Annotated in this window: 13 protein-coding genes; all 13 read right to left on the bottom strand. The window is 36.4% G+C overall.

Features of this window, described 5'->3' with window-relative positions; translation table 11 throughout:
• Positions 1-8: 8 nt before the first annotated feature.
• A complete protein-coding gene (locus tag BTM29_RS08985; RefSeq protein ID WP_076616375.1) occupies positions 9-869 on the bottom strand; it encodes an aldo/keto reductase in 861 nt (286 codons plus the stop codon).
• Between the two features lie 97 nt (positions 870-966).
• Complete coding sequence (gdhA, locus tag BTM29_RS08980) at positions 967-2,313, bottom strand: NADP-specific glutamate dehydrogenase (RefSeq protein ID WP_076616371.1); 1,347 nt, start codon at positions 2,311-2,313, stop codon at positions 967-969.
• Between the two features lie 227 nt (positions 2,314-2,540).
• Entirely contained in the window at positions 2,541-2,864 is a 324-nt protein-coding gene (locus BTM29_RS08975; RefSeq protein ID WP_076616368.1) for a metal-sulfur cluster assembly factor, read from the bottom strand.
• 20 nt (positions 2,865-2,884) lie between these two features.
• Positions 2,885-4,060 (bottom strand): nitrate/nitrite transporter, encoded by a 1,176-nt coding sequence (locus BTM29_RS08970; RefSeq protein WP_076616365.1) that lies wholly within the window; start codon positions 4,058-4,060, stop codon positions 2,885-2,887.
• Positions 4,061-4,078: 18 nt separating this feature from the next.
• Positions 4,079-4,318 (bottom strand): MoaD/ThiS family protein, encoded by a 240-nt coding sequence (locus BTM29_RS08965; protein WP_083685967.1) that lies wholly within the window; start codon positions 4,316-4,318, stop codon positions 4,079-4,081.
• Positions 4,315-4,722, bottom strand: coding sequence for a molybdenum cofactor biosynthesis protein MoaE (locus BTM29_RS08960; RefSeq protein WP_076616362.1), 408 nt, complete (start codon positions 4,720-4,722; stop codon positions 4,315-4,317). The genes BTM29_RS08965 and BTM29_RS08960 overlap by 4 nt, the downstream gene beginning before the upstream one ends.
• Complete coding sequence (locus BTM29_RS08955) at positions 4,719-5,753, bottom strand: ABC transporter substrate-binding protein (protein WP_076616359.1); 1,035 nt, start codon at positions 5,751-5,753, stop codon at positions 4,719-4,721. Before BTM29_RS08955 ends, BTM29_RS08960 begins: the two co-directional genes overlap by 4 nt.
• A 2-nt stretch (positions 5,754-5,755) precedes the next feature.
• Positions 5,756-6,538, bottom strand: a complete 783-nt coding sequence (locus tag BTM29_RS08950; protein WP_076616356.1) for an ABC transporter ATP-binding protein — start codon at positions 6,536-6,538, stop codon at positions 5,756-5,758.
• Positions 6,525-7,475, bottom strand: a complete 951-nt coding sequence (locus BTM29_RS08945) for a FecCD family ABC transporter permease (protein ID WP_225972194.1) — start codon at positions 7,473-7,475, stop codon at positions 6,525-6,527. The genes BTM29_RS08950 and BTM29_RS08945 overlap by 14 nt, the downstream gene beginning before the upstream one ends.
• Before the next feature lie 62 nt (positions 7,476-7,537).
• Positions 7,538-8,230 carry a respiratory nitrate reductase subunit gamma gene (narI, locus tag BTM29_RS08940; protein ID WP_076616349.1) on the bottom strand — a complete coding sequence of 231 codons (693 nt, stop codon included), beginning with the start codon at positions 8,228-8,230 and terminating at the stop codon, positions 7,538-7,540.
• On the bottom strand, positions 8,227-8,811 hold the full coding sequence (narJ, locus tag BTM29_RS08935) for a nitrate reductase molybdenum cofactor assembly chaperone (protein WP_076616346.1): 585 nt from the start codon (positions 8,809-8,811) through the stop codon (positions 8,227-8,229). Before narJ ends, narI begins: the two co-directional genes overlap by 4 nt.
• Positions 8,804-10,363: a nitrate reductase subunit beta gene (narH, locus tag BTM29_RS08930; protein ID WP_076616343.1), complete on the bottom strand. Its 1,560-nt coding sequence runs from the start codon at positions 10,361-10,363 to the stop codon at positions 8,804-8,806. The genes narJ and narH overlap by 8 nt, the downstream gene beginning before the upstream one ends.
• Positions 10,353-14,006, bottom strand: a complete 3,654-nt coding sequence (locus tag BTM29_RS08925; protein ID WP_076616340.1) for a nitrate reductase subunit alpha — start codon at positions 14,004-14,006, stop codon at positions 10,353-10,355. Before BTM29_RS08925 ends, narH begins: the two co-directional genes overlap by 11 nt.
• Positions 14,007-14,050 lie beyond the last annotated feature (44 nt).

Here is a 14,050-nt window from a genome sequence, read left to right as displayed (position 1 = left end):
AAACTCTATTAGAAATTAGCAGTATCAGGATCATTAGCAATTCCTGCAAGTCCGTGCAATCCATCGATAGTTAGCATATCATCACTAGAAATTTCAAAATCAAAGATTTGACCATTTTCCTTAATCCTATCGGCATGTACTGACTTAGGAAGTGGCAAGAATCCATGTTGTAGTGACCAACGTAAAACTAATTGTGCAACTGACTTACCATAACGTGTTGCCATCTCTTTCAATTCTTCAACTTGGAAGATTTTTCCAGTGCCAAGTGGACTATAAGCTTCACTCAAAATATTGTGTTGATTGTTATAAGCGACAACCTTGGGTTGGAGATCACTTGGGTTAAGGAAAATTTGATTAACCATTGGTGTAACTGTTGCAGTCTTCAAGAGTTCATCCATATGTTGTGGACGGAAGTTTGAAATACCAATTGCACGTGTTTTACCGGCTTTAAGTACTTCTTCCATTGCACGCCAAGTTTCTGCGTTAACTTCTTTCCAATTATCACGGAACTTAATAGGATTTGGCCAGTGAATCAAATATAGATCAACATAATCTACACCTAATTCTAACAATGAATGATCAAGTGCTTTTTTAGTTGAATCATATCCATGATCATCATTCCACAACTTTGTAGTCAAGAATAAGTCATCACGTTTAATTCCTGAAGCCTTAATTCCCTCTCCTACACTATCTTCATTGCCATAGGCTGCAGCAGTATCAATATGATGATATCCAGCCTCAATCGCAGCTTTAACGCTTTCTTTAGCAACATCACCATCTGGTGTTTGCCAAGTTCCGAACCCAACAATAGGAATTTTTACACCATTACTGAGTGTGTATGTATCAGTTAAACCATTTAAATTTGCCATTTTTACTCTCCCTTTTAAGTATTACATCTATATGATAACAAAACATTAAAAATCATAAAAAAATAATCACTTTTATAAATTCCAACTATGACATTGATTAAACAAGACCTTGAGTAATCATGGTATCAGCCACTTTAACAAAACCAGCGATATTAGCCCCACTCAAATAATCTCCATTAATATTGTACTTTTTAGCTGCATCGACCGATTCAGTAAAGATATCTTTCATGATTTGTTTCAATCTATCGTCGACTTCTTCAAAAGTCCAGCTCAGACGCATGCTGTTTTGGCTCATTTCAAGTGCAGAAACAGCTACACCACCTGCATTAGCTGCCTTAGCTGGGCCATATAACAATCCATTATCTTGATAAACTTTAATTGCTTCAATATCACTTGGCATATTTGCACCTTCTGCAATAGCCATGACCCCGTTATTTATCATCAACTTGGCCTGTTTACCATCAATCTCATTTTGAGTGGCGCATGGTAAAGCAACATCATACTTCAACTTTGCATCCCAAATGGAACCCTCATAATATTTACCACTTGAAACACGGTCTGCATACTCTTTAATACGTCCACGTTCTACTTCTTTGATCTGCTTAACAACATTGAGATCTATTCCATTCTCATCAACAACATAACCATTTGAATCTGAACAAGTGATAACTTTACCACCTAATTCAGCAACTTTTTGAATGGCATAAACAGAAACATTACCACTACCAGACACCACAACTCTTTTATTAGATATGTCAGACTTATTCGCCTTTAACATTTCCTCTGTGTAATAAGCTAGCCCAAATCCAGTGGCCTCAGTTCTAGCTAACGAACCACCATAAGTCAGTCCTTTACCAGTCAATACACCGCGATCAGCACCCTTAAGTCGCTTGTATTGTCCATATAAATACCCTATTTCACGGCCACCAACACCAATATCACCAGCTGGAATATCAGTATCAAGACCGATATACTTGCTTAACTCTGTCATGAAACTTTGACAAAAGCGCATAATTTCATTATCTGATTTATTCTTCGGATCAAAATCTGAACCGCCTTTTCCACCACCTATCGGTAGTCCAGTCAGAGCATTCTTAAAAATCTGTTCAAATCCTAAAAATTTAACAATACTCAAATTTACTGATGGGTGAAATCTCAATCCACCTTTGTATGGTCCAATAGCTGAATTGAATTGCACTCTAAAGCCACGGTTGACCTGTGGTTTACCTGCATCATCAAGCCATGGAACACGGAACTGAATTACGCGTTCCGGTTCAGTCAATCTTTCCAAGATATTAGCATCAATATACTCAGGATGTTTCTCAAATACAGGTGTCATTGTTTGGAAGAAGTCATGAATTGCCTCTAGAAATTCCAATTGATCAGGGTCTCTTCTTTCAATTACTTCATAAACATGTTTCAAATATTCAGTTGCTTTACTCATGGAATAGTCCTCCGTTATAATTGTAAAATTTTGCTATATTAAATATATTACCGCTTTCATTTAAAAAACGCACCATGATTATTAGAAAAAATCTAATGAACATGAAAACGCGTGACAAAACACAATTTTCTCCCTATAAGTCCAAAAAACCGATATTTACTTACGTAAATACCGGCTCTTTGGACTTATAAACGAAAACTGAACGTGTTTTGTCACGCTCTCAAATGTTAACCACCAATACCAAGTGCAATTTGGGCAAAACGACTCATTTTACTCATATCCCAAATTGGATACCAAACCAAATTGATGTCACACGAATCGACACCTTCAACTGATTCAGCGGCATTATGGATATCGTTAGAAATCATATCACTTAATGGGCATCCCATAGTTGTTAATGTCATAGTCACGGTACAAAGATTATCTTTGATCTCAATCCCATATATCAAGCCTAGATTAACGATATCGATTCCAAGTTCTGGGTCAATAACATCCTCTAGTGCCTCCATAACGGCATTTTCTTTTTTCTCTGTTTGTTCATTCTCACTCATAAAGTTGCACCTCAATTCCATTACTTAACAATTTTGTGTTCTCCAGAAATATATACTCTCTGTAGTAATACTAAACATATTATAGCAAATACAGCGATTAAATATATCCCTAGTTCATAAGTGCCAGTAGCCTGTTTAATCACACCCAGGATAATTGGTGGGAAATATCCACCTAGTCCACCCATAGCGCCAACAAATCCTGTAACGGCACCAGTGTTACTGTCAGACACGAACGGAACCATCTTGAAAATAATTCCATTACCTAATCCAACTAAGACACCTATTACTATCATCATAATAAGAAAAATGGCCTGTGTCTTTAGGAAAATCCCTAAAATTATTGCAGAAACAGTAATTGCGACAAAATCATACTTTAAAAGTGTCATCGGACGAATTTTATCTGAAAGATAACCACCCAATGGACGTGTCAATGTACCAATAACAGCAAATATTGCTGCCCATAATCCAGCATCTATTAAACTACTATTAAATAAATTGACCATAAAAGTTGATAATAAGTTAGTCATAGCCATAAATAAACCAAATGTTAGAAAGTAGAACAATGCAAGGTACCAAGTATCCTTTTCTTTAGCAACAGCCAAAGACTTGAGCATACTAGCATCTTCATTTTTGTTTGATTCTGGAGCTATAAAGAACATCAATAATACAAAAATAATTAATAAGATGATCAATGTATAAAATACACTGTTTAATCCCCATACCTTCTCCATTCTTGGGAAAAAGAACGATGAAAACGCAGTACCGATATTACCAACACCGGCAATTCCAAGGACTAATCCTTGTTTTTCTGGTGGAAAAAAGCCGGTAACATACGAAATACCAACTGCAAATGACGTCCCACTCATACCAAGTAGCAATGCAGCAACTATCATCATTCCAAATGAATTGACTCTAGGAACCATAAGCACAGGAATGATCAAGAACAGCATTAATATAATGTAAACTTTCTTGCCACCGAATTTATCACTCCAGATTCCCATTGGGATACGCATAATTGAACCTAATAAAATTGGTGTTGCTAACAAGAATGTTCGCTGAAATTCACTTAACTCAATTCCATTATGTGAAAGAATAACTCCAACTAACGGCGATAAACTCAGCCAAACCATAAAACAAATCATCATGGATAAAGTACCCATGGCCAAAGCAATTATTGATTTAGATTTACTTTCCATTATAAAGCCCCCCTTATATTAGCCGCCACTGACTGGTGGGATCAAAGCAATTTCATCTACACTATTTAATGAAAATAGCGATTCATCCGCATATTCTTCATCAATAGCTACCAAAGATTGATCTATGATGTTCTTTAAATCAGGATATTTTTTAATAATTGATTCTTTAACATCCCTTGAATAGAAACTATCGTTCAAATCTACTTCTAGTGTCGGACCTATTTCTTCAGCCAAGATAGAAAACATTTTTACTTTCAATCTTCTAAACCTCCCCAACGAATTTTGTCACGATCATATTCCTTTTTCCAAATCGGAACTGTCTTCTTCAACTCATCAATTAAGAACTGACAGTTTTCAAATGCTTCAGCCCTGTGTGGTGCAGATACGCCAATAAACACAGCAATATCACCAAGTTGTAATTCACCAATACGGTGAACCATCACCACATCCATGCCCTTTGAGAGTACCTTGTCGGCTAACTTTTGCATTTCTTTTTCTGCCATTTTCTTATAAGTAGTATACTCAATTTTTTCGGTTTCAATATCATCAGTAAATCGACGAATATTACCTATAAAAATATCAACTCCTCCATACTCACTATGGATCAAACTCTGTGTGAGCTTTTCAGTATTGATGGGTTCTTGTGTTATTTCTATTTTCACTTGATAACCTCACCATTAATAATCTGCTTTATTTTTTTATTACTGAATTCATAATCAAAAAATTCCTTATAAAATGACTTGAATTTATGGTTTAGATTTACATCTTTCATTTGTTTGGGGTGAAGTATTTTACCTGCCCACCAAATTTGTAAATCTTCTTCAGCACTGTATCTGTCTAGCATAAAGATACCTGTCGGATTACCATACACCTTTTTATCTTTAACCGCTTTCAAAGATTTGAATCGATCATCTTTTTTGAGCAGCTTCAAAGCTTTTTTATTAGTAGTTCCACCGATGATTATGACATCTGGATTAGCCTTAATAATTTCTTCAGCAGAAACGTTAATCATATTGCCCTTAGTTTTAATGGCATTTTTACCACCAGCAATCTTTAACCATTCATCTACAATAGTATCTTTACCATCGACCTTACTTAGATCACTAGTATTAACAATATGTAACACGCTGGGCTTTGATTTATCCTTACGGACACGTTTTTTAACTTGTTTTATATCTGAATTCAATTTCTTATTATATTTCTTGGCCTTTTTCTTCGCATCTTTGGTACCAACTACTTTAGCAGTCAAAGTAACCGTTTTCTTCAAACCACCAAAGTCTTGAAACATCGAATTAACAGCTGGAATATTGTTCTTCTTCAATTCACTGATCTGTGAAGTATCAGAACTAATGACTACATCTGGCTTTTGTTTGACCAATTCCTCAATCTGAAAATCCTCACCATTAAATGGGACTGCTTGTTTTTTAACCTTAGGATACAGTTGAGTTAATAAAGCATTATCATGAGTTAGTTTTGTGGTAGCAACTAACTTATCCTCTCCCCCAAGCATCAACAATATCGGATTATTAGCATGCCAAAGATCCGCAATCTTATTAACTTTCTTTGGTATTTTTACTGGAGCACCAGTATTATCAACAATTGTTTTCGTTGAAGCAGCTTGTGTTGTTATTCCACTAATGAAAAAGACTAATAGCCCCAAAAGTAAAACAACAATATTTCGTTTCCTTCTCATACTTAATCCATCCCTATTCCAAATATTTTCCTATTCACTGATTCATTATAAGTCGATAAAATTGAAGTTCCATAGAGTTTAGATAAATTCTTATCATTTAATATCTCATTCGTTGATCCCTGCAAATAAGTTTTATTATCTATTAGTAATCCGACTTCATCACCAATAATTTGAGCTTGATTAGGATCATGAGTACTCATGATTATTGAAATGTCTTTATTTGATAGTTCACGAATCAACTTCAATACTACCGTCTGATTCTTATAATCTAGAGCAGAGGTGGGTTCATCCATGATCAATATATCCGGTTCTTGTGCCAATGCACGACCAATTATCGCCAGCTGTCTTTGACCACCACTCATATTTTGAAGACTAATATTACGATAATCAATCAAGCCGATCTCTTCAATAACATTTGCAACAACCTTCTCATCATGTTCATCTGGCTGCTCAAATATCGAGTGAAAAGACGTACGTCCTAAGAGCAAATAATCAAACAAAGTCAAACTAGATTTGATACTTACACCTTGACTGACCAAAGCCACTTGATGTGATAGATTCTTAGTAGTCAACTCACTTAAATCTTTTTCATTTACACTGATTTTTCCGTTATATTTTGTTAAAACTCCACTCAAACAATTCAATAAAGTACTCTTACCAATTCCATTCGGTCCTAAAATTACCAGAACTTGTCCAGGATCAACATTCAAATTAACATTTCCAATGATCGACTTATTCTTATATGCAAATGACAAGTTTTCTGTAATGATCCTAGATTCCAACATTTTTTCTCCTAACAAGTATCACAATAAAGATTGGAACGCCAATAAAGCCAGTAATAATACTCAATGGAATATCATTAACTGAAATACTTCTAGCCAATGTATCCGAAATCAATAGTAAAATAGCGCCAGTGATTGCTGTCATTGGTAGTGCATATCGGTTATCCTCACCCACAATACTACGACTAACATGTGGAACGACCAAACCGATCCACCCAATAACACCGCATAAACAAACGGATGCAGCAGTCAGTAATGTGGCAAATAAAATCATCAAATTACGATTGATTGTTGGATTTATTCCAATTGTCTTTATTGTATTTGTATCTAATGATAATGCATTCAATCTCCAGCGCGTCATCAAAAGAAAAATTATTCCTATTACTAATATGGGTGCTACCGATATTAGCGATTGTGAGTCTACTTTCATAAAACTCCCCAATTCCCAATAAACAATACTTTGTAATTGGTCCTCTGGATCAGCAATATACTTGACTGATCCCAATAGTGACTGCATCAATCCTGACATGATAATTCCCGATAAAATCAAAGTGATATTTGATTCACTGTGAAGGATTCGATTAATTGATAAAGTTAAAAATACTGTTAGTATACCCATCAAAAAAGCACTTATTTCAATCCAATAAATCGATTTACCGTTAAGAATCGCTATCGCAGCACCAACACTAGCACCGGTAGAAACACCTAAAAGATTTGGCGAAGCCAATCCGTTTCCAAAGACAGATTGAAAAGTGGCGCCAGCCATAGAAAGACCCGCGCCAACTAATACTACTGCTATAATTCGAATGAATCTAAGCTTCAAAATTAATGCTGAAGAAGAGTTGGCTTGTCCTGTAAAATATTTGAGAACTTCAGAAAACGACAAATCATATCTACCAATCATCATTGAAACAGTTACCAATATAATTAGCGTTAACAACGCTATACTCATCACAATTTTATTTTGTTGCTTCTTAATAATAATTATCTCCCACTATCTAATTAAGCCCTTGGTTTCCTGCGATAGACTATTGGACGTCTAAAGATGTATTGCCAAGGTAATGCCAGTGCGTGAACCAATCTTGTATATGGGAAGAATCCAAAAATAATGAATCCACATATCACATGTATCTTAAACATAATTGGAACTTTAAGCATCAAGTGATAATCAGGATGGAAAGCAAATATTTGTCTTGCCCAAATTGACAGATTCAAACGGTAATTAAATTCTGGATGTAAGATTGCTCCATCAATTAATGAGGCACTTAATCCAAGAACAATAATAATCAAAAATGATACATTGACCATTAGATCACTGAATGAACTAGTTCTGAAAACACGCTTATTGCTGAAGCGTCGATAAGATAAGATCATCATTCCAGCTAATGCCATGAATCCGGCAACTCCACCCATTACAAGTGCGCCTATATGATACACTTCATTGGGAATTCCTAGCCAGTCGGTAAATGACTTAGGAATCAAAACACCTACAACGTGTCCAGCAAAAACAAAGATAATCCCAATGTGAAAGAGAATACTTCCAACCATTAGTTGTTTCTTTTCAAGTAATTCACTAGATTCAGCAGTTACATTTGCACCAAAAATTGCAAAACGTCCGATAGTTCCAAAGATGAACGAACCAAGACAAAGGTATGGAAAAATCACCCATAAGAATATATCTAAAAAGTTTTTCATACCAACTTCTCCCCCTCTTTTGTAGTTTGCTCAATACATGACTTGAATTCGGCACGAACAATTCTTATAAGTTTAAAATACATATCATCATCTTGAACTTCAGCATTCTTCAACAAGCTATAGGTTCCATCTTCAATAACGGATACCATAAGTTGCATATCTTGTTGGCGCTCATCATCTTTCCAATCACTATATGCCAAGAATTCCAGCATCAATGGCAAATAATCCGACAACTCTGTCCCGTCAATACGTACCCCAAACATTTCATATAACATCTTCAACTTTGCCAACAACTGACCTCTTTCTCTAGAGTCAGTCATCTTATAGTATGTCATATACAATGTATAACGATTATTCAACTCGAATAAAGAAACATAATGTGTCTTAAGTTCTTCTAAAGAATACGTCTGCATCTCCAAAATCACTTCAGTTATTTCAGATTTTGAAGGTGTTTTTGCGTATTCTTTTTGAAATTTATCAAGAAAATCCGGATCCAAAATATCTTGCTCTGGATAATCTAATAAACGTGAAAGATATGTAAAGCCTTGTTTTAGAGTATTTAGTTTCTCAATATTAATCACGCCAAATTCCTCCATAGAAGCTTTCGGCATATGCATCTTTACCAGACTCACCAGCCTTAGCCTTACGTAATATGCTTCCATGAACAGGTGCTAGTGAACAACCATTACATGCTTCGTAACCTAATCCACCTTGTTGTTCTTCAACGTGCTCAACTTTTTCTTTTTTAGCCTTTGGAATAACAAATCTATCATCATATTTAGCAATTGCTAGTAAACGATATAGTGCAGTTGCTGATTTTTCAGTTAATCCAACTCTTTCTAGTTTTTCGGCGTCAAAATCTTTTCCACTAGTTCTAGCGCGCATGTATAGTCTCATCATTGCCAATTTATACAAGGCATTTTTGATAACTTCTGTATTACCACCAGTAAGTAAGTTTGCAAGATATTCAACTGGAATACGCATTTCATTAATAGCTGGAAAAATCATTTCAGGGTATTTAATAGAATTCTTACCCTCAAAATAATTCATGATTGGTGATAGCGGTGGAACATACCAAACCATTGGCATTGTACGATATTCTGGGTGCAATGGGAAAGCAATCTTTTGTTCAACAGCCATCTTATAAATAGGTGACTTTTGAGCACATCTGATTGTTTCCATATCAACACCGTCAACGAGTGCTTGTTTTATAACTTCTGGGTCATTCGGATCTAAGAATAGATCCAATTGTCTTTCGTACAACTTAGTATCATCTGGTTCTTCACAAGCCTCTGCAACTCTATCAGCATCATACAAAATAACACCGATATAACGAATACGACCAACACATGTTTCTGAACAAACTGTTGGTAATCCTTCTTCAATTCTAGGATAACAAAAGGTACATTTTTCAGCTTTATTAGTCTTCCAGTTGAAGTAAACCTTCTTGTATGGACATCCCGTCATACAAAATCTCCATCCACGACAACGTTCCTGATCAACTAAGACAATTCCGTCTTCGTCACGTTTGTACATTGCCCCACTAGGACAAGATGCCACACAAGCAGCGTTAAGACAGTGTTCACAAAGTCTTGGTAGATACATCATGAATGTCTTTTCAAAATTACCTTTGATATCTGATTCTATATTTTGCATATTAGGATCTTCACCAAAACTGCGATCAGATCCAGCTAAATCATCATCCCAATTGGGACCATTGTTTAGCTTCATATATTCACCAGTAATCTGAGACTTAGCACGGGCTACTGGTTGATGTTTTCTTTCTTTACCAAACAATGTTTGATAATCATATGTCCATGGTTCGTAATAGTCATCAAGGTTAGGCATATCAGGATTATAAAAAATCTTGGCAAGTGCGACCTTATTCAACTTATTACCAGCACGCAATTCAAGTTTTCCTTTGCGATTTAATTTCCAGCCACCTTTGTAGTGACTTTCATCTTCCCATTTCTTCGGATAACCGACACCAGGTCTAGTTTCTACGTTGTTAAACCACATATACTCCGCACCCGGACGATTAGTCCATGTCTGTTTACATGTTACTGAACAAGTATGACAACCTATACATTTGTCCAAGTTCAGTACCATAGAAATTTGTGCTTTAACTTTCATTCCACTTGACCTCCTTTAATTTTCTAACATTTACATACAAATCTCTTTGATTACCAATTGGACCATAGTAATTGAATCCATAACTTAGTTGAGCATATCCTCCAACCATCTGGGTTGGTTTGATATGGATCTGAGTTGGAGCGTTATGACTACCACCACGATTACCAGTGATAGTGGACATTGGCTCTTCTATTTCCATATCTTGAGCATGATACATATACATTGTTCCATCAGGCATACGTTGACTAACAACCGCTCTAGCGGTTACTACACCGTTCTTGTTATACAATTCAACCCAATCATTATCTGCAACATCGATTTTTTTGGCATCATCCAAACTTAACCAAACAGTTGGACCACCTCTAAATAGAGTCAACATGTATAGATTATCTTGATAAGTTGTATGAATATTCCACTTACCATGCGGTGTTAGATAACGAAGTGTTACTTCTTTATCCGCTGGTTCAACCACAGTATCTGCTGGTCCTAAGACATGTGGTGGTAGTGTAGGTTTATAGGTTGCAAGTTCTTCACCATATTCTTGGAATATTTCATGATCTAAGTAAAATTGTTGTCTACCAGTTAAGGTTCTAAATGGTACATTACGTTCGATATTCACTGAAAATGGAGAATATCTATCCCCGTCATGTTTGGCACTGGAGAAAATAGGTGTTGGGATTGACTCACTCGGTTGTGCTGTTATTTTGGCAAACGTCATCTGCTTTTCAGTTTGACCTTCTGAAATATCAGATAGCTTTTCACCAGTTATTTCTTCAGCATTTGCCCAAGCTTTTTTAGCAACATGACCATTTGATGCGCTTGATAAGTGTAGGATTGCTTCTGCAACGTTCACATCTTCATCTAATCTTGGTAATCCTTCATCAGGACCATCATCAAATGTTCCTATGATGTCTTTAAGTTCATCATATTCGTCAGCGACACTATAGCTATATCCGTTAGCGCCCATTTTACCTCTAGCGTTTGGACCAAGTGCAATATACTTGTCATAAACCTTGGTATAATCACGTTTTATAATTGAAAGACTTGGCATTGTTTTACCAGGTATAGGTTCTATTTCACCATATTTCCAATCTTTGATCTTACCCATTGGTTGAGAAATCTCACCCTTAGAATCATGACCGAGGGGTTGCGTCTTCAAGTCATATTGTGGTTCATTCAAATACTTCTTGGCCATTGCTTGGAAATTCTTAGCGATATGTTGGAATGCTTGCCAGTCACTTTGTGATTCCCATAATGGATCAACCGCTTTATTGAACGGGTGAATAAATGGATGCATATCTGTACTAGATAGGTCAGTTTTTTCATACCAAGTTGCTGCAGGTAAAACAATATCTGAGTAGAGTGGTGTTGTTACCATTCTGAAATCAAAATCTATCGCAAGATCCAACTTACCAGTAACACTTTCTTCATCCCACTCCATATCTTGTGGTTTGAAGTTTTCACTTTGTTTAGCAAGTAGACCATTTTCAGCACCAAGAATGTGTTTCATAAAGTACTCCTGGCCTTTTCCTGACGATGCAAAAAGATTTGAGCGCCAAATGAACATTGCTTTTGGTTCATTAATATCTTCATCAGGTGCTTCTGCAGCAAAGTGTAATGTTCCATCCTTTAATTCTTTAACAACTTTTTTAGAAACTTCTTTTATATCAGTTGTTCCATACTGTTTGGTAAAGTCCAAACTATTACGATTGAATTGTGGATATGAAGGCATCCAACCCAATCTAATGGCCATTTGTTGGTAATCGGCTGGATGCTTAAATGTATCTTTGATAGTTTTGATTGGGGATTTCATACCTTCGTTATCTATCTCGTCATATTTCCATTGATCACTGGCAAAATAGAAGAATGATGTTCCTTGTTGTTGGCGAGCTCCGCCAGGTTGCCAATCATTAGCAAATGATATACTAGCCCAACCTTCTGCAGGACGAAGTTTTTCTTGACCAACATAGTGAGCCCAGCCACCACCTTGAACGCCAATACATCCGGTCAACATCAACATATTAATAACTGCACGATATGTCATATCTGAGTTGAACCAATGATTGACACCGGCACCGATAATAATCATTGATTTTCCGTTTGTTTCAGCAGCATTTTGTGCGAATTCTTGTGCAATTTGAATCACAACTTCAGGTTTAACCCCTGTAACTTTTTGTTGCCAAGCAGGAGTAAAGGGACTTGTTGCATCGTCGTAACCCTTTGCAGCATACTCATCAAATTTCTTACGACGGATTCCATATTGGGCCATTAATAAGTCGAATACTGTTGTAACAAGTTTTTTACTACCATCTTTTAAGGTGATTTCACGACATGGGATTGTTCTTTGATAGATTCCATTTCCAGATGCATCAAAAATTGGCATATCAATAGTGCGTTCTGATTCACCTAAGAAGGAGAGTTTTGGACTAATACCGTTCAAATCCAGATTCCATTTTTTACCCTCTTCCCATCTTTGTCCAATAGTTCCATTGGGAACTACCAGTTCATCTGTTGGTTCATCGACAAGGACTGGTTTCCACTCAGAATTTGGTGTTTCGGTATTATCAATATCTGAGATTCTCAAAAATCTTCCAGATACGACGTGTTCAGTATTTGTTTCACTGGTTTCCAATGTGATAACAAATGGTAGATCAGTGAATTTCTTAGAATAATCTATGAAGTATGGTACTTGTTTTTCATTGTAGAATTCATTCAAGATTACATGCGTCATACCTTGAGCTAGTGCTGCATCAGATCCTGGATGTGGAGCTAACCAGTTGTCAGCAAACTTAACATTTTCGGCATAATCTGGGCTGATCGAAACTACTTTTGTACCTTTATAACGAGCCTCAACCATAAAGTGAGCATCAGGTGTTCTAGTCAATGGAACATTTGAACCCCACATGATCAAGTATTGACTGTTATACCAGTCGGCTGATTCTGGGACATCAGTTTGTTCACCCCAAACTTGAGGAGAAGCTGGTGGTAAATCAGCATACCAATCATAAAAGCTCAGCATTTCACCGCCAAGTAACGAGATAAATCTCGCACCAGATGAATAACTCATCATTGACATGGCAGGAATTGGCGAAAATCCAGCAATACGATCTGGACCATATTTTTTGATCGTATAAATAAGCATTGCCGAAATCATCTGTGTGGCATCTTCCCATTTAACACGAATCAATCCACCATGACCACGGACTGATTTGTATGATTTAGTTTTCTCAGGATCAGTAACGATACTTTCCCAAGCATCAACTGGACTATCATACTTTTCATTAGCATCTTCCCAAAACTTCCACAGGCGTTCACGAATATATGGATACTTGATTCTCAAAGGACTGTACTCATACCAACTGAAACTAGCCCCACGAGGACACCCACGTGGCTCATATTCTGGCATGTTAGGACCACAAGATGGATAGTCAGTAGATTGATGCTCCCAAGTAACTACTCCTTGCTTAACATAAACGTTCCAACTACAAGATCCTGTACAGTTAACACCATGTGTTGTACGGACGACCTTATCGTGCGCCCAACGTTCTTTATACAATTTCTCCCAACGACGAGAATGTTCCTCTAATTGGGTGAAATTACCGTTAAATTTATCAACTTTTTTAAAAAATCTAGATTTTAGCATATGCAACTCCCACCTAGTTCACTTTAGAATTCCTTATAACAAAT

Source organism: Companilactobacillus allii (genome assembly GCF_001971585.1).
GTDB classification, from domain to species: domain Bacteria; phylum Bacillota; class Bacilli; order Lactobacillales; family Lactobacillaceae; genus Companilactobacillus; species Companilactobacillus allii.
Note: the sequence above shows the minus strand (reverse complement) of the source record. Positions and strands in the feature narration are given on the sequence as shown.

What these genes read in the sequence shown, in the direction of transcription:
- gdhA (WP_076616371.1), bottom strand. Translation starts at nt 2,313, where the DNA reads ATGAGTAAAGCAACTGAATATTTGAAACATGTTTATGAAGTAATTGAA.
- BTM29_RS08985 (WP_076616375.1), bottom strand. Translation starts at nt 869, where the DNA reads ATGGCAAATTTAAATGGTTTAACTGATACATACACACTCAGTAATGGT.
- BTM29_RS08925 (WP_076616340.1), bottom strand. Translation starts at nt 14,006, where the DNA reads ATGCTAAAATCTAGATTTTTTAAAAAAGTTGATAAATTTAACGGTAAT.
- BTM29_RS08955 (WP_076616359.1), bottom strand. Translation starts at nt 5,753, where the DNA reads ATGAGAAGGAAACGAAATATTGTTGTTTTACTTTTGGGGCTATTAGTC.
- BTM29_RS08950 (WP_076616356.1), bottom strand. Translation starts at nt 6,538, where the DNA reads ATGTTGGAATCTAGGATCATTACAGAAAACTTGTCATTTGCATATAAG.
- narI (WP_076616349.1), bottom strand. Translation starts at nt 8,230, where the DNA reads ATGAAAAACTTTTTAGATATATTCTTATGGGTGATTTTTCCATACCTT.
- BTM29_RS08970 (WP_076616365.1), bottom strand. Translation starts at nt 4,060, where the DNA reads ATGGAAAGTAAATCTAAATCAATAATTGCTTTGGCCATGGGTACTTTA.
- BTM29_RS08975 (WP_076616368.1), bottom strand. Translation starts at nt 2,864, where the DNA reads ATGAGTGAGAATGAACAAACAGAGAAAAAAGAAAATGCCGTTATGGAG.
- narH (WP_076616343.1), bottom strand. Translation starts at nt 10,363, where the DNA reads ATGAAAGTTAAAGCACAAATTTCTATGGTACTGAACTTGGACAAATGT.